Origin of the sequence: Streptomyces sp. A3M-1-3 (assembly GCF_024213665.1) — a bacterium.
Lineage (GTDB): Bacteria > Actinomycetota > Actinomycetes > Streptomycetales > Streptomycetaceae > Streptomyces.
The window spans coordinates 70,678-95,373 of record NZ_JANAVP010000010.1; the positions used below are offsets into that span (position 1 = coordinate 70,678).

Genomic DNA, 24,696 nt, shown 5'->3' on the forward strand with positions numbered 1-24,696 from the left:
AAGCGCTCCCCCGCCGCCCGCGGCAAACGCCGGGGGCGAGCCAGGCGCAGCCGGCCGCCGGGGGCGCGTACGGCACGCCGGGGTCACCGCCCGCCCACTGCCCGGGCGGGGCCCGGCACAGCCGACTGCCGGGGGTGCGGGGGTACCTCGTACCCCCGCTCTACAGGGCGGGATGGGTGGGAGGGCCCCCGGGGGCCGGGCGACGCGCCGCCCCGCCCCCTTGGCGGGAGCGGGGCGGCCGGGGGTGGGTCAGGACAGGAAGTCGCGGGCGATGTTCTCCGCTATTTGTTCCAGCAGGGGGCCCGCCTCCGCGATGCAGCGGGCCGTGTCCGGCTCGATCTCGGTGAGGGCGTACGCGCGGCGGATGCCCGCCCTGCCCAGCGCCTCCGGGGGCAGCGCGAGGCGGCCGCACACGGCGACCACCTCCTTGCCCTCGGCGCGCGCGGCCGCGGCGACGCCCGCCGGGGCCTTGCCGTGCAGCGTCTGCTCGTCGAGCGAGCCCTCGCCCGTGATGACGAGCGTGGCCCGGGCCAGCGCGGGGGCGAAGCCCAGTACGTCGAGCATCACCTCGATGCCGGGCCGGAAGCTCGCGCCCAGCGCGACCAGCGCGCCGTAGCCGATGCCGCCCGCGGCGCCCGCGCCCGGCGAGAGGGCGTACTCGGCGGCCTTGGGGCCGATCGACTTCTCCAGCACGAGCGCGAAGTGGGCCAGCGCAGCGTCGAGCGTGGCGACGTCCTCCGGGGAGGCGCCCTTCTGCGGTCCGTAGACGGCCGGCGCGCCCTTCGGGCCGGTGAGCGGGTTGTCCACGTCGCTCGCCAGGACGAGGTCCACGTCGGCGAAGCGCGGGTCGATGCCCGACAGATCGGCGGTGGCCAGCTCCCGCAGCGGCCCGCCGCCCGGCCCGACCGGCTCACCGTCGGCGTCCAGGAAGCGCGCGCCGAGCGCAGCCAGCATGCCCGCGCCGCCGTCGGTCGTGGCGCTGCCGCCGACGCCGAAGACGATCTGGCGGGCGCCCGCGTCGAGCGCGGCGCGGAGCAGTTCGCCCGAGCCGTACGTCGTGGAGGTCAGCGGCGCGAACACGCCCTCGGGGAGGTGCTGGAGGCCGGACGCCTCCGCCATCTCCACCACCGCGGTGCCGTCCCGGAGGGCGAACGCCGCGGTCCGCTCCTCGCCGAGCGGTCCGGTGACCCGTACCTCCCGGCGTTCGAACCCGGCCGCCACCGCGGCGGCGACCGTGCCGTCGCCGCCGTCCGCGACGGGCAGGGTCTCCACCTGCACGCCGGGGGCGGCCTTCCGCAGCCCGGCCGTCACCCGCTCAGCGACCTGTACGGCCGTGAGCGAGCCCTTGAATTTGTCCGCGGCGATGAGCACGCGCGCGGTCTCAGTTACTGCTCCGTCCGTCACCTTGCTAATCCCTTGCTATCGAACGTGCAGTCGCGCCGACCCGACCCTATCCGCAGGAGGGGCCACCTGCCACGGGCGCCCTGTCTCATATACGGCGCACCACTCCGCTTTATACGGATAAGACACGCCATTGTGGGGCGACACGCTGTGCTGCTCCCACGCGCCGGACGCCGGAAGCGGGTAGACCCGGGTCATGACGCCTCACGCTACGGCCGACCGGATCCACGGCGGCTGGCTCGGCCGGATCGCCGGCAACATGCTCGGGAAGCCGGTTGAACTGGGGGACTACTGGACACGCGACCGTATCGACCGCTACCTGCGGCGAGCGGACGCGCTCCCCCTCACCGACTATCTGCCGGAGCTCGAACCCCCGGCCGCGCCCGGCGAGTTCGACTTCCGGCCCGAGTGGCGGGAGTGTGTGCGCGGCCGGATCCACGGCAGCTGCCGGGACGACGACGTGGACTACGCGGTCCTCGGCTTGCACCTGCTGGAGACGCACGGGTTCGCGTTCACCACGGAACAGGTCGGCGAACTGTGGCTGCTGCGGCTGCCGTATCTGCAGACGTTCACGGCGGAGCGGGCCGCGTACCGCAACCTCGCCAACGGTCTGAAGCCGCCGCTGACGGCCACCTTCGACAATCCGTACCAGGAGTGGATCGGCGCCCTCATCCGCGCCGACATCTTCGGCTGGACCTCACCCGGCGACCCCCGCCGCGCGGCCGCTCTCGCCCGCCGCGACGCCGTGCTCTCCCACACGGGCAACGGCGTGTACGGGGCGATGTGGGCGGCGGCGATGATCGCCGCAGCCTTCACCGCGCCCGGCCCGCGGGCCGCAGTCGAGGCCGGGCTCGGCCGTATCCCGGCGAGCAGCCGGCTCGCCCGCGCGGTCCGGCGTACCGTCGCGCTGCACGCGGCGGGGCTGGGCTGGGACCGTACGCTCAGCGAGCTGGAGGCGGAGACGAGCGGCCTCGGCTGGATCCACGCGGTGCCGAACGCCGCGATCATCACCGCCGGACTCCTGTACGGCGAGGGGGACTTCACGCGCACCATCGCCCTCACGGTCCGGGGCGGGCTGGACACCGACTCCAACGGGGCGACGGCCGGCTCGGTCGCCGGGGTGCTGTGCGGGGCGGCGGCGATCCCGCCGCAGTGGACGGAGCCGCTGGAGGACCGGGTGCGCAGCGCGGTGTTCGGCTTCGACGGCTCGGGGATCGCCGAACTGGCCGACCGCACCGCCCGGTTGGCGGCCGACGGGGGCTCCGCGTCGCCCTCATGACCTGATGTCCTCGTGTCCTCGTGTCCTCGTGTCCTCGTGACTTGGTTCCCTCATGCCGACATCCCCTGTTCCGGTGATCCCTTGAGGGTGATCGCCTGCTCCGGTGTGTCCGACCGCCGGCCGCCCTAGGCTGTCGGGGTGACCTTGGACTACGCCACATACATCGCAGGCCTCCCCCGCGTCCTCGCCGGCGCCGCCGCCCTCTTCCGGGACGCCGCGGGCCGCGTTCTGCTCGTCGAGCCCAACTACCGCGAGGGCTGGGTGCTGCCCGGCGGCACGGTCGAGTCCGACCAGGGCGAGACCCCGCGCCAGGGCGCGCGCCGGGAGACGGTGGAGGAGATCGGGCTGGACGTGGAGCTGGGCCCGCTGCTGGCCGTCGACTGGGTGGTGGGTCCCGAGCGGCCGCCGATCGTCGCCTATGTGTACGACGGCGGGGTGCTGGCCGAGGAGCAGCTGGCGGCGATCCGGCTCCAGGAGGCGGAGCTGATCTCGTGGCGGCTGGTCGCCTTCGATGAGCTGGACGCGTACCTCAAGGGGACGCTGGGATGGCGGGTCCGGGCGGCGTATGCCGCGCAGGAGGCCGGTACCGGCGCGGTGGAGCTGGAGAACGGCCGCCCGGCGGGCTGACCCGGCTCAGCCCTGCGGCTCCTGCGGCCCCTGCGGCCCCTGCGGGCTGCCCACTCCCGCCGGCACCGGCACAATCCGCTCGCCGGGCCGGCGCTCCGCTGCGTACCCTCGCCGCATGAGCGAGAACGGGACCACGCCCCGCAAGCCTCTCGTCGCCCTGCTCAGCGGCGCCGGGATCTCCACGGACTCCGGCATCCCGGATTATCGCGGGCCGGACGGCCTGTGGCGGCGCGATCCCGCGGCGGAGAAGCTCGCCACGTACGACTTCTACATGGCCGATCCCGAGATCCGCCGCCGCTCCTGGCAGATGCGGGCGAACAGTCCCACGCTGCGGGCGCAGCCGAATGCCGCACACCACGCCGTCGTCGAGCTGGAGCGTTCCGGGACGCCGGTGCGGGTGATCACGCAGAACGTCGACGGGCTGCACCAGCTGGCCGGGCTGCCGGCGCGTAAGGTGCTCGAACTGCACGGCACGGCACGAGCCGTGACCTGCACGCGCTGCAAGGTCCCCTCCTCGATGGAGGACGCGCTGGCGCGGGTTGCGGCGGGTGAGGAAGACCCGCCGTGCCTGGAGTGCGGGGGCATCCTGAAGTCGGCGACCGTGATGTTCGGCGAGCGGCTCGACCCGGTGGTGCTGGGTGAGGCGATGGCGATCGCGAAGGCGTGCGAGGTGTTCATCGCGGTCGGCACCAGCCTCCAGGTGCAGCCGGCCGCCTCGCTGGCGGGCATCGCGGCCGAGCACGGGGCGCGTCTGGTGGTGGTGAACGCCGAGCCCACGCCGTACGACGACGCGGCGGACGAGGTCGTACGCGAACGCATCGGCAGGGCGCTGCCCGCCCTGCTGAAGCGGCTGGCCACCGGGGAGACCTGGAGCCAGGCCCAGGGCGCCTAGCTAGTCCGGTCCGGCCGATCATGCCGGCTCGCGTGCCCGCAGTGACATCAGCCGCTCCGCGGCGGGTCGCGCCTCGCCGCGTTGTCGTCGGTCACCGACGTCCCCCACAGCTACCTCCCCCAGCTACCGCTGGGGGTGCCCCCACCGCATCGCCCGTCGCGGCAGCGACTGATGTCACGGCCTCCTCCGCCTTGCGATCCACGGCACCACACCCCGCTCCCTGATCCGGCCTGACCGACCGGACAGGACCTAGAACAGGGTGGTTCCGGGGGTGTCCTCGCCGCGTTCGAACGCCAGCAGCCGCTGCTTGCGGTCCAGGCCGCCGCCGTAGCCGGTGAGGCCGCCCGACGCACCGATGACCCGGTGGCAGGGGACGATGATCCCGATCGGGTTCTTGCCGTTGGCCAGGCCCACCGCCCGGGAGGCGCCCGCCTTGCCGAGGCGTACGGCCAGCTCGCCGTACGACCAGGTCTCGCCGTACGGGATCTGCCGCAGCTGGTCCCAGACACTGCGCTGGAAGGCGGTGCCGTCCAGTCGCATCGGCAGGTCGAACTCCTTCAGGTCGCCCGCGAAGTAGGCGTCCAGCTGGCGGATCACCTCGGTGAACGGGGTCTCGTCGGGCACGCCGAAGGACTCCTCCGGCGGCCGGTGGCGCTGCCCGGCCATGTAGAGGCCGCAGAGCGTGCCGTCGGCCGCGACGAGGGTGAGGGGGCCGTAGGGGCTGTCGGTGACGGTGTGCTGTCTGGTCTCGGTCTGCGTGGGGGACATGCGGGCTCCTTATGCCGGCAGGTGGTTGATGGGGTGGCCGTCCGTGGCCCAGAGGTACTGGACGGCATACGCCCGCCAGGGGCGCCACTGGGCCGCGCGGGCGCTCAGCGCGGCGGGGGTGGACGGCAGGCCCAGCTCCTGGGCGGCGCGCCGCATGCCGAGGTCGGTGGGCAGGAACGCGTCCGGGTCGCCGAGTGCGCGCATCGCGATCACCTCGACGGTCCAGGGCCCGAACCCGGGCAGCGCGGTGAGCCGGTCGCGGGCCTTGTCCCAGTCGCTGTCGAAGCCGAGCTTCAGCGACCCGTCGGCGAGGGCGCCGACCAGCGTGGTCAGGGTGGTGCGGCGGCTGCGCGGCAGCGCGAGCGCCTCCGGGTCCAGAGCGGCCAGGGCTTCCGGCGCCGGGAAGAGGTGGGTGAGGCCGCCGGCCGGGTCCTCGACCGTCTCGCCGTGGGCGGTGACCAGCCGGGCCGCGTGGGTGCGGGCGGCGGCCGTGGAGACCTGCTGGCCGAGAACGGCCCGTACCGCGAACTCCGCGGCGTCGACGGTGCGCGGCACCCGGCGGCCGGGCGCCTTGTCCACGAGCGGGGCGAGCAGCGGGTCGGTGCGCAGCTGGTCGTCGACGGCGACCGGATCGGCGTCGAGGTCGAGCATCCAGCGGCACCGGCTGATGGCAATGGTGAGATCGCGCAGATCGGTGAGCGCCAGCTGACAGGCGATGTGGTCGGGCCGGGGGGCGAGGGTGACGATTCCGGTTCCGTACGGCAGTCGCAGCGTGCGGCGGTACGCCCCGTCGCGCCACTCTTCCACGCCTGGCACGGCGGTGGCGGCCAGGTGCCCCAGGAGGTTGTCGGGGTTGAGGGGGGCGCGGAACGGCAGCCGCAGGGAGAGCTGGCCGGGGGTCTGCGGCAGCGGACGGCTACGCGTCGAGCGGAGGCGCAGTTCGCTCGGGGCGATGGCGAAGACCTCGCGGACCGTGTCGTTGAAGGTACGGATCGAGGAGAATCCGGCCGCGAAGGCGATGTCCGCCATGGGCAGGCTGGTGGTCTCGACGAGGAGGCGGGCGGTCTGCGCCCGCTGCGCCCGTGCCAGTGCCAGCGGCCCGGCGCCCAGCTCGGCGCGCAGCTGCCGCTCGATCTGCCGGGTGGAGTAGCCGAGGTGCGCGGCGAGCCCGGGGACGCCCTCGCGGTCCACGACACCGTCCCGGATGAGCCGCATCGCGCGGGCGACGGCGTCGGCGCGGGCGTTCCACTCCGGGGAGCCGGGGCTGGTGTCGGGGCGGCAGCGCTTGCAGGCGCGGAAGCCGGCCTGCTGGCATGCGGCCGCGCTCGGCAGGAAGGTCATGTTCTCGACCTTGGGCGGCACGGCCGGGCAGCTCGGACGGCAGTAGATCCGGGTGGTCAGTACGGCGGTGAAGAACCATCCGTCGAAGCGGGCGTCCTTCGACTGCACGGCGCGTACGCAGCGCTCGGTGTCGGTGTGCATGCTCCAAGGATCGGGCACGGCCGTGGCCCGGGCTGGCGGATTTCCGACATCAACCCTGCGCTGCCAGGGCTGCCTCGAGCGCGAGGCGCTTGAGCTCGTGGACGGTGAAGATGACCGGCGTCTCGGGAGCGGCCTCCTTGAACTCGTGGGCCAGCGAACTCGTGGGCCGGCGCGAGCGCCTTCTCCAGCTCGGGCCGGACCTTGATGCGCGTGCTGATCTGCTCGTGGAAGACCTTGTGGCACTCCGCCCGGCGGAGGGCTTCGAGCCGGCTCGCCAGCTCCTGCCGGGCGGTCGACGTGCGGGCGTACCCGATCCGCACCGGCCGCTCCGTACGCGGCGCCGGGACCACGGCGAGCGCCGGGCCCTGCTTCCACGCGCGGCCGGGGCCGCGGTCGGCGGGGACCGGGATCTCCAGTTCCTCGCGGAGCGCGGGCACGAGGACGAAGCGCGGGGTGTGGTACTTCGCGGCGGTCTTCCCGCCCCGGGTGCGGCAGGCGCTGCCAGCAGGCGCGTCTCAGTTCGGGCAGTCGTGACGTTCTACCGCCAACGCGGCCTGATCGGGCGTCAAATCCATGACGGCAGTCTCTCAGAAGTGCCTCGCACAACACGCAGGTTTCGACAGGACTTTTGCGAACGGCGACCTGCGGAAACGTGATCACTCCGGGGCCTGTCGCAGAACTCTCACAGATGACCATTTGTGAGAATGAGGCCGAGGGCATCACCCTTCGGGGCCCGGTGTTCAGCGCTGCACCTGACCCCCCAGGTGGCTGACCGCCACCGGGAATTCATCGCAGGGTGAGCGGGGTCTCGGATTCGACGCGGGACAGCTTCTCCGGGTTGCGGACGTAGTAGAGGCCGGTGATGCGGGCGTCCTCGACGCGGATCGCCATGATGCCGTCGATCTCCCCGTCCAGGTGTACGAGGAGTGCCGGGCTGCCGTTGACCACGGTGGGGCCGACGGTGATCGGGAGTTCGTTCTTGCCGAGCCCACCGATCATGAGACGGGCCACCTTCCAGGCGCCGGTGATCGGCCGCGGCGCGGCCTGCTTGATGCCACCGCCGTCGCTCACCAGGACGACCTCCGGGGCGAGCACGTCAAGGAGGCCCTGCAGGTCCCCGCTGTCGAGCGCGCGCTGGAACGACTCCAGAGCCGCCCGGGTCTCGCTCGCGGAGACCACCTCGCGAGGGCGGCGGGCATCGACGTGCCGGCGGGCGCGGTGCGCGATCTGGCGGACGGCCGCGGGGCTCTTGTCGACGGCGGCCGCGATCTCCTCGTAGCCGACGTCGAAGACCTCGCGCAGCACGAAAACGGCGCGCTCGGTGGGCGACAGCGTCTCCAGGACGAGCATGACCGCCATCGACACGCTCTCGGCGAGCTCGACGTCCTGGGCCACGTCCGGCGCGGTGAGCAGCGGCTCGGGCAGCCAGGGGCCGACGTAGGCCTCCTTGCGGCGCGTCATCATGCGCAGCCGGTTGAGCGACTGGCGGGTCGTGATCCGGACCAGGTAGGCGCGCTGGTCGCTCACCTGTCCCAGGTCGACCTTGACCCACCGCAGCCAGGTCTCCTGGAGGACGTCCTCGGCGTCGGCCGCCGATCCGAGTATCTCGTAGGCGACGGTGAAGAGCAGGTTGCGGTGGGCGACGAAAGTCTCGGTCGCCGGGTCAGTGGCGTGGTCGCTCATATCTCGAACCCTCTCCTTCGCGGCCGGCCCTGTTTGCCGAAGGCCTTCAAGCGTGCATCCACAGCAAGGTCCCTTTCGTTGGTAGCCGCGCATGCGCGAGGCGGTGCCCCGCAATCAGGGCGCCGCCGCACGACATGCAGTCCAGATCCGTTCATGATCGACGGATCGGCCACCGAGGCTCAGGCTGCCCGTTCAGCGGTGGCCGACGCCTCGCCGCGCTTGGCCTGCAACTGCTGCTGGCGCTTGGCACCTCCTGAGACGCGGTGCAAGCTGTACGCACCGGGCTTGTGTGCCTCCTCTGCCAGGTGCTTGACGATGCCCTTGCACACGAACTCCTTGAGCCTCGCGCCAGGGCGACCGTCGATGTGGAACCACAGCGCGACGTCGGACCTGTGGGCGAACTGGAAGATACCGGCGCGTCGGCCCAGGCTGATGCACTGGCCGGCGAACACCTGGTTGAGGGTCGAGGGCTGCTCACCCGCGATCCGGCTGAGCACCGTGTCGGCGGCCCGCGCGCCCAGAGGCATCGCGGCCTGGCAGCTCATCCGCAGCGGCAGGCCTGACGGCGCCGCCGAGTCCCCGGCCGCGACGATGCGCTCGTCGTCCACGCTCGTCAGCGTCTCGTCCGTGAGCAGGCGGCCCAGGGCGTCGGTGCTCAGCCCGCTGCGCATGGCCAGGTCCGGCACGCCGAAGCCGGCGGTCCAGATGGTCACCTGGCTCGGCAGCTCGCGGTCGTCACCGAGCCGCACAGCATCGCGGGTCACCGCCGTCACCTTCGCGTCGGAGCCTTCGAGCACGGTCACCCCGAGCGCCGCCAGCCGCCCGGCCACCGAGCGTCGACCCCGAGGGTGCAGGTACGGGCCGAGCACCCCGCCGCAGACCAGGGTCACGGCGCGGCCCGCCTCCGCCAGCTCGGCGGCGGTCTCGATGCCGGTCGGACCGGCTCCGACCACCGTCACCGCGGCCGTCGCGGGAGCGGCGTCGACGACCGGCCGCAGCCGCTGCGCCTCCTCCAGGCCGGCGATCGGGTAGGCGAACTCGGCCGCTCCGGGCACGCGCGGGTCCGCGCTGCCACTGCCCACCGCGTAGATCAGGTAGTCGTAGCCGACCCTGCCGCCCGACGCCAACGCCACGCTGCGGTCGGCCGCGTCGATCCGTGCCACGGTGTCGACCACCAGCCGGACGCCCTCGGCCAGGACCTCTCGGTAGTCGACGACCGCGTCGTCGGACCCGCCCACCAGTTGGTGCAGGCGGACGCGCTCGACGAAGGTCGGGCGCGGGTTGATCAGCGTCACGGTCACGTCGTCGCGCTGCGTCAGGCGATTGGCCGCCATGACGCCGGCGTATCCGCCGCCGATCACGACCACATCGGTGTTCCCAGTCATGGTGTCTCCTTCGTTTCAAGCGGTTCGGGCACAAGACACCGCCTGATCGATCCCTGTGACAGCATGTGAGGCAGATCACTCCACAGGCGTGGCAGCCTGGACGGATTCCGGGCCCGACCGCTGGGACGTCACCGGCGCCGTCATCTGCTTGGCCGGTCTCGCCGTCGCGAAGCTGGTGACGACCAGTGGCTGGCCGAGAACGGAGGCGAGGCCCTGGCGGCGCCGTACAGCCGGTACCTGGACCGCAGCGTCAGGATCACCCTGATCCCGTCCCAGCCGTAGCCCGTTCAGTCCTCGCGGCCGTCGTCATCGTCGTCCAGCTCGACCGCGTCCGGGTCGCGCAGGGGCCGCAGCCCCTCGCGCGGGACGGACGCGGTGAAGCTGTAGCGCGGCGCGCAGGTAGTACTGGTCGACGTGGACCAGGCGGGAGCGGGTGAGCGCCCCGTGGTTCGGGTTGATGACCGGGGTCATGCCGATGTTGCACGCCTCGGAGACGAGCAGGGCCACGACCGAGGTGGTCAGGTCCTTCATGCGGGTCCTGCCGTCGCCCAGGTGTACGAAGGCGTCCAGGAACCCGGTCCAGGAGTGCACCCTGAACAGCAGGTCCGGCAGGTCGATCTTCGGGAGCATCTTCTCGACCCGGCCGCGCAGCCACGAAAGCGACTTCGGCTCACCCAGCGCGTGGAGCTTCTCCACGTTCAGCTTCGCCCTGCCGTTGGGCTGGACCCCGATGCTGATCTTCGCGTCTGTGCCGGCCTCCTCCAGGCGCTCGGCCATCTGCTTCCACGTCGCGTCCAGTACCCCGGTCAGCTCCCGCCGGTGCTGCTCGGCGTCCTCGTCCTGGCTCAGGCCCGCCAGGACGTCCTCGCGCACCGCCTCCCGGCCCTTGCCCTCCAGCAGGCGGGCGCGCGGGTCGGACCAGCGGTGCGCGGGGGACGCGAAGATGTCGCGGCGCTTGAGCGCGCGGAACGGCTGCTCCAGCACGCACACCACGTACGCGTCGCGGTCCACCGCTCCCTGGGGCAGCTCGGCGTTGGCGTACACCGCCTTGCGCCAGTGCGCCGGCACCAGCTTGTCGTCGACCTCCCGCGGCAGCAGCGGCTTCTCGCCCACCTTCCGCCGCGACAGCGCGGGCAGCCGTTTCACCCCGGCCAGGATGCGCGTCCCGCCGGTCGCCGCGTCCAGCGCCTTTGACTCGCCCAGCAGCGACAGGAACGGCTTGACCGTGTTGTAGCGCAGCGCCAGCGCGCCGCGCATGGCGGTCTCCGCCGAGTCGTCGTCCTCCGGGACCAGGCTCACCACCGTGGCCGCCGCACTCGACAGCGCGGCACGGGGCGCGACCTCCTCCAGGGCCGCCCACAGGGCGGCCACATCCACATCCGAGCCGGTCTCCTCGATGAGCTCCAGCTCCTCGATGATCACCTTCGCCGCGCGGGCCACGATCCGCGACGCCTTCTCCAACTGCGGCAGGGTGGAGAGCCGTTGCTGCCTGTGGCCCGCTTCGCCGTGCTGATCAGCCGGGTGGCCATCAGCACCTCGAACAGATCCAGCGCGTCGTCGATCGCCTTAGCCTCCAGGTGGCGCATCACCGCGGTGAGCATCGCCGTGCGTTTGGGCTCCGGGGTCCGCTCCAGCTTCGGCGCCTTGGTGCCCAGCCCGTAGCGGGCCAGCGCGGACAGCCTGTTCGGCGGGACCTGCTCCAGCTTCAGGCAGCCCAGCTGGAACGCGGAGATCTCATCGACCCGCTGCAACGCGCCCTTCATCGCGGTACCGGTGGTCCGCGTCGGGGGCCGGCGCATCCGCTCCAGCTCCGAGTACCGCCTGCCCTCCGGTGTCTTCAGCGTGGCGACCAGGTCGCCGGGCAGCGCCGGGTCCGCCCGCCGGGCGGCCTTCGCGACCGTGGTGTGCAGCCTCTTCTCCGCGATGGTGCGGACCTCGGAGACCCCTTGCCGTAGTGCGAGGCGCGCAGCGCGCGGCACTCCGCGAGGATCTCCGGGCCGCCCAGGCGGTGGATGGCCCCGTCGACGCCCCCGCCGCCGAGCAGCGAGGAGTTGGCCGCGTTCACGACGGCGTCGACCTGCTGCTCGGTGATGTCTCCGCGGACCAGAGCGATGTGGGGCATCGGGCCTGTCATCGGGCCTGTCATCGGGCCTCCCTCAGTCGGCGCCAGACCGCCTTCGCGGCGTTGTGCCCGGACATGCCGTGCACGCCGGGCCCCGGCGGGGTGGCGGAGGAGCAGAGGAAGACCGCCGGGTGCGGGGTGCTGTACGGGAAGAGGGAGATCTTCGGCCGCAGCAGCAGCTGGATGCCCGTGGCGGCGCCGCAGGCGATGTCCCCGCCGATGTAGTTGGCGTTGCGGGCGGCGAGCTCGGGCGGGCCGGCAGTGGCGCGGGCCAGCACGCGGTCCCGGAAGCCGGGGGCGAAGCGCTCGATCTGCCGCTCGACAGCCTCGGTGAGGTCGCCCGTCCAGGCGTGCGGCACATGGCCGTACACCCAGAAGACGTGCTTGCCGGCGGGCGCCCGGGAGGGGTCCACCAGGCTGGGCTGGGCGGTGATCAGGAATGGTGTCCGTGGCGCCTGCCCGCCGGCCGCCTGCCGTAGGGCCGTGCCGATCTCCCGGCTGCTGGGCCCGATCTGGACGGTGCCGGCCGCCCGCGGTTCCTTCGCGGTCCACGGCACGGGCCCGTCCAGCGCGTAATCGATCTTGAACACCGATGCGCCGTACCGGTAGCTGTCGTACGTGCTGCCAAGGTCCGCGATGCGGGCCAGCGCGGTCGGCGAGGTGTCGAAGACGTAGGCGCGGGCGGGCGGGAGGTCGTCGAGCCGCTTCACCTCGAAGTCGGTGTGGACGACGCCGCCGAGGTCGCGCAGGTAGGCGGCGAGGGCGTCCGAGATCGACTGCGAGCCGCCGCGCGGCATCGGCCAGCCGTTCGCGTGCGCGGCGAGAGCGAACACCAGGCCCACCGCGCTGGTGGCGATGCCGCCCAGCGGTGCCATGACATGGGCGACGAGCCCGGCGAACAGGGCACGCGCCTTGTCGTCGCGGAAGCGGCGCATCAGCCATGTCGACGGCGGCAGCCCGTCGATACCGAAGCGGGCGAGGGTGAACGGGTCGCGCGGCAGCGCGGTGAGCGGCAGCGACATGAAGTCGCGGGCGAGGGTGTCCCACTTGCCGAGGTACGGGGCGACGAGCCGCCGGTACGTACCGGCGTCCCGGGGCCCGAAGGACAGCGCCGTCTCCGCGACCGAGCGGGAGAGCACGGCCGCCGTGCCGTCGTCGAACGGGTGGGCCATGGGCAGCTCGGGGTGCAGCCACTGAAGCCCGTACCGGTCGAGCGGCATGGCCCGGAACGCGGGCGAGCCGGCACCCAGCGGATGCACGGCGGAACAGGGGTCGTGACGGAAGCCGGGGAGGGTCAGTTCTTCGGTCCGCGCTCCCCCGCCGACCGTGTCACTGGCCTCGAAGACTTCCACCGAGAAGCCGCGGCGGGCGAGTTCGACGGCGGCGGTCAGTCCGTTGGGCCCCGCCCCCACGATCACGGCATCGACAATCGACGGCACCTTCGGACTCCTTTGTCAGCCGACGGCCAGGAGCACCAGGGTATTCCCGATGGGTGACAGTCCGTACGGCGGTGGCCTCGCGGCGGTCGAATCCCCGGCCGGTGGGCGGCCACCACCGGCGGGGCGGACACGGCAAGCCCCCGGCAACAACGGGCGCGCCGGGGCCGCAGCGGCGCGACCCGGTGCCCTGGGTGGGGCCGCGGCGCGACCCTGGGCGCGCCGGGGCCGGGGAGGCGGCGCGCGCCGACACCCTGGGCCGGCAACGCGTCCGTCTCCCCCCGGGGGTCCCTACGCGCCACACCCTGAGCAGCCCGCCCCAGCCCCTCGCTCACCCAGCACCCGCACCGCTGCCACCCCGGTCACGCGCGGCCGCCGCAGCAACGCCCCCGTCTCTACGGGGGTCCCTGCGCGGCACCCGCCGAGCAGCCCGCCCGCCGCACCCGCACCGCCGCCACCCCCTCACGCGCGGCCGCCGCGCGGCAACGCCCCCGTCTCTGGGGTCCCTGCGCGGCACAAGCCGAGCAGCCCGCCCCAACCTCGCGCTCAGCCAGCACCCGCACCGCCGTCGCGCGGCCATCGCCCGACAGCCCCCCGTCCCTGGGGTCCCTGCGCGGCGCCCCCTGAACGGCCCCGCCCGCCGCCGCGTCGTGCTCAGCCCCGCAGCAAGTCCCGCACCCGCACCGCCGTCGCCCGGTCTCGTGCGGCCGTGAATGGCAGGGCGTTTCCGCCCGTGATGCGGAACGGCTCGCCCGCGATCGTCGTCTGTGCGCCGCCCGCCTCCGCGACCAGCAGCATGCCCGCCGCGTGGTCCCAGGCGTTCTCCCACGAGAACGCCACCGCGTCCAGCTCGCCGCGCGCGACCGACAGGTACTCCAGGCCCGCCGAGCCGCAGGGCCGGGTGTGCACCCCGTCCACGTTCAGCCCGAGGAGGGCGCGCTTCTGCTCGCCGGTGGTGAAGTCCGGGTGCGACGTGGCGACTTCCAGGACCTGGCCGGGGGCCGGCGAGCCGGACCGTATGGGCTCACCGCCCAGCCGGGCGCCCCGGCCCCGTACCGCCACGGCCATCTCGTCGAGCGCCGGCGCGTACGTCCAGGACGCGAACACCTCGCCGGCCACGGCCAGTGCCACGAGCGTGCAGAACCCGGGGTCGCCGTGCACGAACTGGCGCGTGCCGTCGACCGGGTCGACGATCCATACCGGCGCCTCGCCGAGCAGCTCGTCGTACACAGCCGGGTCCGCGTGAACCGCCTCCTCACCGACCACCACCGAGCCGGGCAGCAGGCGCGTCAGGGCCTCGGTCAGATGCTCCTCGGCCTGCCGGTCGGCCACCGTGACGAGGTCGTGCGGCCCCTTCTTCTCGACGATCTCGTGCGCGGCGAGCTGCCGGAAGCGGGGCATGATCTCGGCCGCGGCCGCCTTGCGTACCGCCTCCTCGACCTCGGTCAGGTCACCTGCGAGAAAGTCATCGATCATGCATCCAGCAAAGCACGCCCCACCGACAATCCCCACCCTCCCCGTAACCGGCCGGTGGATTCCAGGTGAAGCCTGCGGTGGCGGTGACAGCCCGGCCGTTCGTCCGCGCATGCCGGCGCTGACCTGCACGAGTCCGGCGGTCCCCGGTTTGCTGGTCGAATCGGCCGACGGCGGGCGGCTACTGGTCCGCCAGGGCACGGAGTACGTCCCGTTCGCCGCGCAACGCGCGAGCCACCGCGGCGTGTACTTCGCCCGTACGGGCCGGTACGTCTCGCCCCTGCCGCCGCTGCGGGCCGGTCTCGCCCGGTCCCGCCGCGCCGCCGCTGCGGGCGAGGACGAGTGGCTCGCCGGGTGGGCCCACTACCTCGCGGCCGGCTTGCGGGCGAGCACCAACGGCCCTCTGCACCAGGGCGACTGGCATCTCTCCCGCGGCATGCCCCGGGGATGGGACGTGGCGGCGCACTGGTCACAGGTGCTCGCGTTCGATCCCGACCGTGGCCACCTCACCTGGTTCGGATACGGCGACCCGGTGGAGGCGGCCCGCGATCTTCTGCCCCTGCGGCCGCTGCCTCCCACCCACTCCGCCCGGGTCAGGGCTTACCGCCGCCAATACCGGGAGGGCATCCTGCCGCCCGTACTGCTGTGGTGGATCAGCGGGCTCAACTCACCGGTGGTGGTCGACGGCCATGCCCGTCTGACGGCCTCGCTCGCGGAAGCCGGGCGACCGGATGTGCTGCTGCTGTCGCGGACAGCGGACGCGACTGGCTTCCGGGCCGGGACCGGCCCGGTGCCAGGCTCGCGCTGCTGTCGGCGCTGGCTCCGTACCGCATCACGGACGACGACGTGGCGGCCTGGCGCACCCCGGAGCACGCGGACCACTGTCTGGTGCACCTGGTCGCGTTCGGCGCGTTCACGGCGGTCGAGCGCGTCGAGTCCTTGCTCGGCGGCGCGCCGGAGACCTCCGGTTCCGCTTCGGTTGAGCGACCGGCACAACCGTCCCACTGACCCCACTGTTCCTCTGGGGGGCTCGTGTGGCACATTCATCCCACTCCGCTTGCGAGTACCCGTCCCTCACCGCCCCGAGAGAAGTCCGCCATGCGTTCTCTACCGGTCACTCTCGCCGTGCGCCTGCTGCCGGTCGCCGTTCTCGCCACGGTCGGCTGGGCCTGGACGTCCGGCCCGTACGCGCCCGCGACGGGTAAGGACGCGCCGCGCGCCGCCGCCTCGCCGGGGCCGCAGGCCGCCGCCGCTGCAGGTGCCGCTACGGAGGTCGCCGTGGCCCCGGTGTACGGCAAGCCCCCGGCCGCGTGCGCGGTGATCACGGCGGCGACGGTCAAGGCTCTCGTTCCGGGCGGGAAGACGGCCGGTACCGAGCTGCCTCCGGCCGACCCCTCGCACCGCCGGACCTGCTCCTGGAGCGGGCTCGACGAGTACGAGTACCACTGGCTCGATGTGACCCTCGAGGTCAGGGACTCGGTGGACGCCGCCCGGACGGCGTACGCCAAGCGCCAGGGCAGGACGGCGGTTCCCGGCCTCGGGGACGAGGCGTCCGTCGCACGGGCGCTGACCACGGAGGACAAGCAGCAGACGCGGGAAGCGGTGGTGGTGGTCCGCGTGGAGAACGCGATGGTGACCGTCGCGTACAACGGCAGCGACTTCGAGTCGAAGGGCGCCCCGGCCGAGGCCGTGATACGTGAGGGCGCGGTACGGGCGGCGAAAGACGCCGTGGCGGCCCTGGAGAAGGCCGCGGGCGAGGACTGACCCCCGCCCGCGAGCCCCCTGGTCCTAGTGCCGGGAGCGCTCCGGGAGCATCAGGACGGCGTACAGCACCAGCGCCGAGGCGAGGCCGACCGCCCAGCCGTAGTCGGCGAGCGGCCTGAGGAAGGGGATCAGGCCGTCCTCGGGGAACGGGCCCTTCCCCGGGGCGGAGTGCGAGCCTCCGATCGCGAGGACGCCGCCCACCAGGAAGGCGGCGAGCGCCTTGAGGTTCCAGCCGGACGTGTACCAGTAGCGGCCGCCGGGGCGGTAGAGGTCCGCCAGCGACAGCCGGGTGCGGCGGATGATCCAGTAGTCGGCGATGAGGATGCCCGCGACCGTGCCGAGCATGCCGCCGACCAGGCCGAGCCAGGTGAAGATGTACAGCTCGGGGCTGGAGGTCAGCTCCCACGGCATGATCAGGACGCCGACGACACCGGTGATGAGCGCGCCCGTACGGAAGTTGATGAGCCCCGGCGCGAGGTTGGCCAGGTCGTACGCGGGCGAGACGACGTTCGCCGCGATGTTCACGGAGATCGTCGCGATCAGCACGGTCACCAGCGCGAAGAGCAGGCCGAAGACGTTGTCGGTCTTCGACACCAGCAGCACCGGGTCCCAGACCGGCGCCCCGTACACGGCCTGGGAGCCGGAGGTGACGAAGACCGACAGCAGGGCGAACAGCGTCATCGTCTTGGGCAGGCCGAGGGTCTGGCCCCAGATCTGGGCGCGCTGGCCCGCGCCGAAGCGGGTGAAGTCCGGGATGTTCAGCGACAGGGTGGACCAGAAGGCGATCATGCCCATGAGGGAGGGGAAGAAGACGGGCCAGAAGTCCGCTCCCCAGCCCAGCTTGGACGGCTGGTCGAGCAGCGGGCCCAGACCGCCCGCCTTGGCGGAGATCCACACCAGCAGCACCAGCGCGCCGACGATCACGAACGGCGCCGCCCAGTTCTCGAAGCGGCGCAGGGTCTCCATCCCCCGGTAGATGATGGCCAGTTCGAGCGCCCAGAAGAGGACGAAGCAGAGCCACAGGGTCCAGGGTTGGCCGGCGATCTGCGCCGCCTCCGCCCAGCCGCCGAAGATCTTGCCGAGCAGTACGAAGATCCCGGAGCCGCCGATCCAGGTCTGGATGCCGAACCAGGCGCAGGCCACGCCGGCCCGTACCAGCGCGGGCAGGTTGGCGCCGCGCAGCCCGAACGAGGCCCGGGCCAGCACCGGGAACGGGATGCCGTACTTGGGGCCCGCGTGCCCGGTGAGCAGCATCGGGAAGAGCACGATCACGTTGGCCAGGGCGATGGTGAAGACGGCCTGCTTCCAGTCCATGCCGAGGGTGACCAGACCGGAAGCGAGCAGCCAGGAGGGGATGTTGTGGGCCATGCCGACCCAGAGGGCGGCGAAGTTGTACGTGGTCCAGCGGCGCCGTTCGACGGGGACGGGGAGGAGGTCGTCGTTGACGAACCGGCCGTCGGCTGGGGCCGCGCCGGGTGCGAGCTCGACGCGGCCCTGCGCGTCCGTTATCTGGGCCGCGTCGTCAGGGGAGTGGGCCGGCGGGACGGTCGCGGTCATGGCGGCGGGACCCTTCCTCTGCGCTGGTCAGGAGTTCAGTGCGGGGATGATCTCGGCGCCGTACGCGTCGATCGTCGCTTCCTTCGCGTCGTGCATGTTGTAGACCGCGAACTGGTGGACACCCAGCTCGCGCAGCGCCTTCAGCTTCTCGATGTGCGCCCGGGCCGGCCCCAGCAGGCAGAACCGGTCGACGATCTCGTCGGGTACGAAGTCGGTCGACGGGTTCCCGGCGCGGCCGTGGTGGCTGTAGTCGTAGCCGTGCCGCTGCTTGATGTACGCGGTGAGGGCCTCCGGCACCATGTCCGAGTGCTCGCCGTACCGCGAGACCAGGTCGGCGACATGGTTGCCGACCATGCCGCCGAACCACCGGCACTGCTCACGGGCGTGCGCGAGGTCGTCCCCGACGTACGCGGGCGCGGCGACGCAGATGGTGATCGAGTCCGGGTCCCGGCCGGCCTCGGCCGCGGCCGTGCGGACCGCTTTGACCATCCACTCGGTCAGGTACAGGTCGGCGAGCTGGAGGATGAAGCCGTCGGCCTTCTCCCCCGCGAGGGCCAGCGCCTTGGGCCCGTACGCCGCCATCCAGACGGGCAGCTTCCCGTTCTTCACCCACGGCAGGCGGACCGGCTGCCCGTCGACGACCGCCTCCCGGCCCTCCGCGAGGTCGCGGATGACCCCGATCGCCTCACCGAGGCGGGCCAGCGTGTTGGGTTTGCGGCCGGCGACGCGCATCGCCGAGTCGCCGCGCCCGATGCCGCACACGGTGCGGTTGCCGTACATGTCGTTGAGCGTGGCGAAGGTGGAGGCGGTGACCTCCCAGGTCCTGGTACCCGGGTTGGTGACCATGGGGCCGACGGTGAGCTTCTGTGTATGTTCCAGAATGCGGCTGTAGATGACGAAGGGCTCCTGCCAGAGCACGGCCGAGTCGAAGGTCCAGCCGTAGCGGAAGCCGTTGCGTTCCGCGCGCCGCATCAGTCCGACAACGGCCGAGGCCGGCGGGTCGGTCTGCAGGACGAGTCCGAAGTCCATACGTGGAACTCCCAGTTCTTCGCTAGTGCAGGTACTGGCAGGTGGCGCGCGGCGTGTAGAGGCCGTGCCCGGCGCGGCCGGTGAACTCCCGCTCGTCGATGACGACTTCACCGCGGGAGAGCACGGTCTCCACTCGGCCGGTGATCCGCTTCCCCTCGTACGCGGAGTAGTCGACGTTCATGTGGTGTGTCTCGACCGAGAGCACCTGCTCGGCGTGCGGGTCGTAGATGACGACGTCGGCGTCCGTGCCCGGCGCGATGGTGCCCTTGCGCGGGTACAGCCCGAACATCCTGGCCGGGGTGGCGCAGGCGATCTCGATCCAGCGCCGTCGGCTGATGTGGCCGTCCACGACCGCCTGGTGGAGCAGGTCCATCCGGTTCTCCACGCCCGGCAGGCCGTTGGGGATCTTGGAGAAGTCGCCGCGGCCCATCTCCTTCTGCCCGGTGAAGCAGAAGGGGCAGTGGTCGGTGGAGACGACCTGGAGGTCGTTCGTCCGCAGGCCCCGCCACAGCGCCTCCTGGTGCTCGCGCGGCCGCAGCGGCGTCGAGCAGACGTACTTGGCGCCCTCGAAGTCCGGCTCGGCGAGGTTGTCGGTGGAGAGGAAGAGGTACTGCGGGCAGGTCTCCCCGAAGACGTTGAGCCCCTTGTCCCGGGCGGCGGCCAGCTCCTGGACTGCCTCGTCCGCCGAGACGTGCACGACGTACAGCGGTGCGCCGGCGACCCGCGCGAGCTGGATCGCCCGGTGGGTCGCCTCGGCCTCCAGCAGGACCTTGCGTACTTCCCCGTGGTAGCGGGGATCGGTGCGGCCGGCGGCCAGGGCCTGTTCGACGAGGACGTCGATCGCGATGCCGTTCTCGGCGTGCATCATGGTCAGGCTGCCGTTGTTCGCCGAGCGCTGCATGGCCCGCAGGATCTTTCCGTCGTCGCTGTAGAAGACGCCGGGGTACGCCATGAAGAGCTTGAAGGAGGTGATGCCCTCCTCGACGAGCAGGTCCATCTCCTTGAGCGAGGACTCGTTGACGTCGGAGAGGATCATGTGGAAGGCGTAGTCGATCGCGCACTTGCCGTCGGCCTTCGCGTACCAGGCGTCCAGCCCTTCGCGCAGCGAGTACCCCACCGTCTGCACGGCGAAGTCCACGATCGTGGTCGTGCCGCCCCAGGCGGCGGCGCGGGTCCCGCTCTCGAAGGAGTCGGAGGCGAAGGTGCCGCCGAAGGGCAGCTCCATGTGGGTGTGCGCGTCGACGCCGCCCGGGATGACGTACTTGTTGGCCGCGTCGATGACGCGGTCGGCGGTCCAGCCCTCGGCCACGGTGGACGCGTGCGCGGCCATGGCAACGATCCGGCCGTCCTCGATCAGTACGTCGGCGTGGGTCTCGTCGGCCGCGGTGATGACGAGGCCACCGCGGATCAGGGTGCGGGTGCTCATGGTGGTGCGCTCCCTTTCGAAGGTACGTCGACGGTCGGCTACAGGCCGCGCAGTGCCGCTTCGAGGATCTCCGCGCCCTCTTCCGCTTCCGCCACGGTCAGCGACAGCGGCGGTGCGACGCGCAGCACGCTGGTGCTGTGGCCGCCGCCCTTGCCGATGAGCAGTCCGCCCTCGCGGGCCGCTTCGAGCACGGCCGCGGCCGCGGCCGGGTCCGCCTCGTCGGTGCCCGGTTTCACCAGCTCGATACCGGCCATCAGACCCCGGCCGCGTACTTCCCGTACGGACGGCACGGCGGCGCCGATCGCGCGCAGGCGCTCCAGCAGCAGGCCGCCGACACGGCGGGCGTTGCCCTGGAGGTCGTGCTCCAGCAGATACGAGAGGTTGGCCAGGCCCGCCGCCATGGTGACCGGACTGCCGCCGAAGGTCGAGATGGAGTTGGCGTCCAGGCAGTTCATGATCTCGGCGCGGGCCACGACACCGCCGATGGACATGCCGTTTCCGATGCCCTTGGCGAAGGTGAGGATGTCCGGCGGCCCGTTCTGCCCGTGCGCCTGCCAGCCCCAGAAGTGCTCGCCGGTACGGCCCCAGCCGGTCTGCACCTCGTCGGAGATCCACAGGATGCCGTGCCGGTCGAGGACCTCGCGGAACGCCGCGTACATCCCGTCGGGCGGGGAGGTGAAGCCGCCGACGCCCTGGATCGGCTCGGCGATCAGCGCGGCGACACCCCCGCGGGTCTGGCCGAGGACGTCCTCCAGGTCCGCGACGCAGGCCTCGATGAACTGGGCGTCGGACAGCTGCGCGAACGGACCGCGGCTGCGGACACCGCCGTGGACGTACAGCGTCTGCAGCGGGGACAGACTGGTCGGCGACCAGCCGCGGTTGCCGGTGATGGCGACGGCCGAGAACGACCGCCCGTGGTAGCTGTTGCGCATCGCCAGGATCTGGTTCGAGCCGCGGTACGTCGTCGCCAGCAGCAGAGCCGTGTCGTTGGCCTCCGTGCCGGAGGTGGTGAAGAAGACCCGGGCCTCGGGGATGCCGGAGAGGGTGGCCACGCGCTCGGCGAGCTCGACCATCGGCCGGTCGAGGTAGAGCGTCGAGGAGTGGATGATCCGGCCGGCCTGCTCGCTGACCGCCTTGGTCACCTCGGGGAGGGCGTGGGCGGTCATGGTGGTGAGGATGCCGCCGAAGAAGTCGAGATAGCGCCTGCCGGCCGCGTCCCAGACGTACCGGCCCTCGCCGTGCGTGATCTCGATGGGGCGGTCGTAGTACAGCGCGAGCCAGTCGGGCAGCACGGCCCGGTGCCGGTTGTACAGATCGGTCACGGCTGCACCAGCCCCTCGTACGCGTCGGGGCGCCGGTCCCGGTAGAACGCCCACGTCTTGCGGACCTCGTCGATGAGGTCGAAGTCGAGGTCCCGGACGAGGAGTTCCTCCTCCTTGTCGCTGGCGAGGTCGCCGACGAACTGGCCGCGCGGGTCGACGAAATAGCTCGTCCCGTAGAAGTCGTTGTCCCCGTACTCCTCCTGGCCGACCCGGTTGATGGCGGCGATGTAGTACGCGTTGGCGACGGCGGAGGCGGGCTGCTCCAGCTGCCAGAGGTGGCCGGAGAGACCGCGGTGGGTGGCGGAGGGGTTGTAGACCAGCTGCGCGCCGTTCAGGCCCAACTGCCGCCAGCCCTCCGGGAAGTGGCGGTCGTAGCAGATGTAGACGCCGACCTTGCCGACGGCGGTGTCGAAGACGGGCCAGCCGAGGTTGCCCGGCTTGAAGTAGAACTTCTCCCAGAAGCCCTTGACCTGGGGGATGTGGTGCTTGCGGTACTTGCCGAGGTAGGAGCCGTCGGCGTCGATCACGGCGGCGGTGTTGTAGTAGAAGCCGGACTGCTCCACCTCGAAGACGGGGACGACGATCACCATCCCGGTCTCGCGGGCGAGATCCTGCATCCGGCGGGTGGTCGGGCCGTCCGGGACCGGCTCCGCCCAGCGGTAGTGCTCCGGCTCCTGCACCTGGCAGAAGTAGGGAGCGTTGAAGACCTCCTGGAACCCGATGATTCTCGCGCCCTGGCGGGCCGCCTCACGGGCATGCTCCTCATGCTTGGCGATCATGGATTCTGTGTCGCCTGTCCAGGTCGCCTGGACCAGTGCGGCGCGTACGACGTTGGCCATGAGCTGCTCCTTCGACGGGACGTCAGAGAGCCTCTACGCACGTAGACACGATGCGTAGGTGGAGAACGTAAGCCCCGTCACACCCCGGGGCAAGACCATCGCCGTTAACCGGCAGAGTCGATCATGTTTCGCACCCGAGCGGTCCACTCCGTACGCATCCGTAACTACGCGATAGCTACGCGATGCTCACCCCGGACTCACGCCGGACTCACCCCGGCCACGCGCAGGGCGTGCAGCAGGTCACGGCGGCAGGCGTCGGACACCGCGTCGGCTGCCGCGAGCAGTTGGGGAACCAGCTGCTGCGGATCGCTCTGGGCGATCTGCGCGGCCTCCTCCGGGGTACGTACGCGGATGAAGGCGTCCAGCAGCGCGCGTGCCTCCGGCTCCCGGCCGGCGCCGGCGAGCGCGAGCGCCGCGGCCGCGATCTCCGCGGCGGGGCGGGAGACGCCCTGGCGCAGCAGCCGGCCGCAGTCCGCGTCGCGGCCCGCGGCCGCGAGGGCGGCGGCGGTCGCGGCCAGCCGGTCGGGCGGTAGCGAGGCCGCTTCCCACAGCAGGGTCGCCCAGTCGGCGGCGAGGCCGGCCCGGTGCAGTTCTACCGCGAGTAGCGGGAGCCGTGCGGGTGGCCACACGGCGGCCTGGCACAGGACGACGTGCGCCTCGCCGCTGCGGCCCTCGGCCCGCAGCCCGATGAGCTCGGCGACGACCGCGGCGGCGGCCTTACGGGCCTCGGCGGCGTCTTCCGGCTCCGCTTGGTGCCCTGCGTGTGCCTCGGTGGGAGCCAGCCCGCGGTAACGGGCACCGCGCGGTGTGAACGCCGAGTCGTCGGGGGCGACGGGCTCGGGCAGCACGGGCGCGACCTGCACCTCCACCTCGTCATCGAGCCCGGCAAACCGAGCCCCCCGCGACCGCCGCCTACGCGTGGCCGCGTGCGGCGCGGGGTCGGGTGCGGGTGCCGTTCGCCGGGCCGCACCAGGGGCCCACCGGGCCCTGCGCGGCGCAGCGCCCGGCTCGGACGCGGCAACAGGCCCCGCGGGCGCGCCCCCGGCCGGCTGCGGTGAAGCGCCCGCCTCGGGTGCGGGTGCCGCTTGGCCAGGCGTGGTGCCGCCCGGGCCCTCTGGGTCCGGGGCCCAACGGGCCGTGTACGGCACAGCACCGGGCTGGGGTGCGGACGCCGCCGGCGCGGAGGCGCCCGAACCCTCCCTGCCTGCGGCCCAACCGGCCGCGTACGCAGCAGCTCCCCGCTCGGGGGCGGGTGCGGGCCCCACGGGCGCGCCGGGGCCGTCCCTGTCGGCCCACCCCGCCGGCTGCGGTGAAGCGCCCGCCTCGGGTGCGGGTGCCGCTTGACCAGGCGTGGTGCCGCCCGGGCCCTCTGGGTCCGAGGCCCAACGGGCCGTGTCCGGCTCGGCGCCCGGCCCGGCGGCGGGCGTGCCATCAGCCGCACCGTCCCTGTCGGCCCACCGGGCCGGGTGCGGCGCAGCGCCCTGGCCGGTGGGCCGGCCTGGCCCCCATGCGGACTGCCCGGCCCCTCGGGCCGGCTCGGCCTCGGTGGGTCCGTCCGGGTCGGTCCACGGCTCTCCCGCCGGGTCCGGGGCCCGGAACCAGCTTTCCGGGGCCACCGGGCGGCCCGGAGTGCCGGGGGGCGGGGTCAGGGCCGCCAGCCTGGTGCGGAACTCCGCGCAGCGGACCGTCGCGCGCTCCACGTCGTCCTGGGCCCACGCCAGTTCGTGCCCGAGCGATTCCGCCTCGGGCCCCGCCGCGGTGACCCGCAGCCGGGCGGCCAGCTCCCGCTGCCGTTCCTCCGCGTACGTCCGCTCGCGCAGCACCGCCTCCAGCCTGTCCCGTAACGACCCCGCCCCGCCGGACAGTTGATCGTGCACGGCCACGGCCGCCGCGTGCAGCCGGCCCGCCCGTGCGGCCTCGTGTTCCGCGAACTGCGCGCCGTGCCGGCCGGCCAGGTCCTGGAGCAGGGACTCCACCACGTCCCAGGGCGGCACCTCGTGCCCGTCGAGACAGGCCCGCATGCCACCGGGATCGCGCTGCCAGAACACTCCGCACCAGCCGCCGCCCTGATCGAGCAGCGCCGTCATGTCCCTCAGATACTGCGCGAACTCACCGGCGGCTGCCGATAGTTGGTCCACCCTCATTACCCGCCCCTGCCCACGCCCGCCGACTGGAAGCCTCCGGTCCGCAGGCATTCGACCCCAGTTGTGT

Annotated in this window: 18 protein-coding genes and 3 pseudogenes; 5 read left to right on the forward strand and 16 right to left on the reverse strand. The window is 72.6% G+C overall.

What is annotated here, in order from left to right; translation table 11 throughout:
• Positions 1-249: 249 nt before the first annotated feature.
• Complete coding sequence (locus NLX86_RS13800) at positions 250-1,404, reverse strand: glycerate kinase (RefSeq protein WP_254371963.1); 1,155 nt, start codon at positions 1,402-1,404, stop codon at positions 250-252.
• A 193-nt stretch (positions 1,405-1,597) separates the two neighbouring features.
• On the opposite strand from NLX86_RS13800, the gene NLX86_RS13805 reads away from it, so the two are divergent.
• From NLX86_RS13805 to NLX86_RS13815, 3 genes are all read left to right on the forward strand, one after another.
• Complete coding sequence (locus NLX86_RS13805; RefSeq protein ID WP_254371964.1) at positions 1,598-2,680, forward strand: ADP-ribosylglycohydrolase family protein; 1,083 nt, start codon at positions 1,598-1,600, stop codon at positions 2,678-2,680.
• A gap of 138 nt (positions 2,681-2,818) precedes the next feature.
• Positions 2,819-3,307 carry an NUDIX hydrolase gene (locus NLX86_RS13810; protein ID WP_254371965.1) on the forward strand — a complete coding sequence of 163 codons (489 nt, stop codon included), beginning with the start codon at positions 2,819-2,821 and terminating at the stop codon, positions 3,305-3,307.
• Positions 3,308-3,422: 115 nt separating this feature from the next.
• The gene (locus tag NLX86_RS13815; RefSeq protein WP_254371966.1) at positions 3,423-4,199 is read left to right on the forward strand and encodes a Sir2 family NAD-dependent protein deacetylase; all 777 of its coding nucleotides are present in this window, start codon (positions 3,423-3,425) and stop codon (positions 4,197-4,199) included.
• A gap of 249 nt (positions 4,200-4,448) precedes the next feature.
• Here the strand turns inward: NLX86_RS13815 and NLX86_RS13820 are convergent, their stop codons facing one another.
• The 9 genes and pseudogenes from NLX86_RS13820 to NLX86_RS13860 all read right to left on the reverse strand — a co-directional run bounded on the left by NLX86_RS13820 (position 4,449) and on the right by NLX86_RS13860 (position 14,551).
• Positions 4,449-4,967 (reverse strand): methylated-DNA--[protein]-cysteine S-methyltransferase, encoded by a 519-nt coding sequence (locus NLX86_RS13820; RefSeq protein ID WP_254371967.1) that lies wholly within the window; start codon positions 4,965-4,967, stop codon positions 4,449-4,451.
• 9 nt (positions 4,968-4,976) lie between these two features.
• Entirely contained in the window at positions 4,977-6,449 is a 1,473-nt protein-coding gene (locus NLX86_RS13825; protein ID WP_254371968.1) for an AlkA N-terminal domain-containing protein, read from the reverse strand.
• Positions 6,365-6,886, reverse strand: a complete 522-nt coding sequence (locus tag NLX86_RS35035; protein WP_374213879.1) for a recombinase family protein — start codon at positions 6,884-6,886, stop codon at positions 6,365-6,367. The genes NLX86_RS13825 and NLX86_RS35035 overlap by 85 nt, the downstream gene beginning before the upstream one ends.
• Positions 6,887-7,235: 349 nt before the next feature.
• A complete protein-coding gene (locus NLX86_RS13830) occupies positions 7,236-8,132 on the reverse strand; it encodes an RNA polymerase sigma-70 factor (protein ID WP_254371969.1) in 897 nt (298 codons plus the stop codon).
• Positions 8,133-8,311: 179 nt separating this feature from the next.
• The gene (locus NLX86_RS13835) at positions 8,312-9,517 is read right to left on the reverse strand and encodes an NAD(P)/FAD-dependent oxidoreductase (RefSeq protein ID WP_254371970.1); all 1,206 of its coding nucleotides are present in this window, start codon (positions 9,515-9,517) and stop codon (positions 8,312-8,314) included.
• Between the two features lie 390 nt (positions 9,518-9,907).
• Positions 9,908-11,472 (reverse strand): annotated as a pseudogene (locus NLX86_RS13840) (Tn3 family transposase); the annotation flags it as partial.
• Positions 11,454-11,639, reverse strand: a pseudogene (locus NLX86_RS13850) (macro domain-containing protein); the annotation flags it as partial. The pseudogenes NLX86_RS13840 and NLX86_RS13850, both read right to left, overlap by 19 nt.
• Positions 11,640-11,659: 20 nt before the next feature.
• Complete coding sequence (locus NLX86_RS13855) at positions 11,660-13,078, reverse strand: NAD(P)/FAD-dependent oxidoreductase (protein WP_254371973.1); 1,419 nt, start codon at positions 13,076-13,078, stop codon at positions 11,660-11,662.
• Between the two features lie 651 nt (positions 13,079-13,729).
• A complete protein-coding gene (locus NLX86_RS13860; RefSeq protein WP_254371974.1) occupies positions 13,730-14,551 on the reverse strand; it encodes an inositol monophosphatase family protein in 822 nt (273 codons plus the stop codon).
• A gap of 774 nt (positions 14,552-15,325) precedes the next feature.
• On the opposite strand from NLX86_RS13860, the pseudogene NLX86_RS13865 reads away from it, so the two are divergent.
• Both NLX86_RS13865 and NLX86_RS13870 read left to right on the forward strand, forming a co-directional pair.
• Positions 15,326-15,556: pseudogene (locus NLX86_RS13865) on the forward strand (hypothetical protein); the annotation flags it as partial.
• A gap of 90 nt (positions 15,557-15,646) precedes the next feature.
• Positions 15,647-16,312, forward strand: a complete 666-nt coding sequence (locus NLX86_RS13870) for a hypothetical protein (protein ID WP_254371975.1) — start codon at positions 15,647-15,649, stop codon at positions 16,310-16,312.
• Positions 16,313-16,336: 24 nt separating this feature from the next.
• Here NLX86_RS13870 and NLX86_RS13875 read toward each other — a convergent pair whose 3' ends face one another.
• The 6 genes from NLX86_RS13875 to NLX86_RS13900 all read right to left on the reverse strand — a co-directional run bounded on the left by NLX86_RS13875 (position 16,337) and on the right by NLX86_RS13900 (position 24,629).
• Positions 16,337-17,869 (reverse strand): NCS1 family nucleobase:cation symporter-1, encoded by a 1,533-nt coding sequence (locus NLX86_RS13875; protein WP_254371976.1) that lies wholly within the window; start codon positions 17,867-17,869, stop codon positions 16,337-16,339.
• Positions 17,870-17,896: 27 nt separating this feature from the next.
• Positions 17,897-18,898, reverse strand: coding sequence for a TIGR03842 family LLM class F420-dependent oxidoreductase (locus NLX86_RS13880; protein WP_254371977.1), 1,002 nt, complete (start codon positions 18,896-18,898; stop codon positions 17,897-17,899).
• 22 nt (positions 18,899-18,920) lie between these two features.
• On the reverse strand, positions 18,921-20,324 hold the full coding sequence (gene hydA / locus NLX86_RS13885; protein WP_254371978.1) for a dihydropyrimidinase: 1,404 nt from the start codon (positions 20,322-20,324) through the stop codon (positions 18,921-18,923).
• Between the two features lie 38 nt (positions 20,325-20,362).
• A complete protein-coding gene (locus NLX86_RS13890; protein ID WP_254371979.1) occupies positions 20,363-21,646 on the reverse strand; it encodes an aspartate aminotransferase family protein in 1,284 nt (427 codons plus the stop codon).
• Positions 21,643-22,485, reverse strand: a complete 843-nt coding sequence (locus tag NLX86_RS13895) for a nitrilase-related carbon-nitrogen hydrolase (RefSeq protein WP_254371980.1) — start codon at positions 22,483-22,485, stop codon at positions 21,643-21,645. The genes NLX86_RS13890 and NLX86_RS13895 overlap by 4 nt, the downstream gene beginning before the upstream one ends.
• Before the next feature lie 197 nt (positions 22,486-22,682).
• On the reverse strand, positions 22,683-24,629 hold the full coding sequence (locus tag NLX86_RS13900) for a hypothetical protein (RefSeq protein WP_374213880.1): 1,947 nt from the start codon (positions 24,627-24,629) through the stop codon (positions 22,683-22,685).
• Positions 24,630-24,696: the final 67 nt, after the last annotated feature.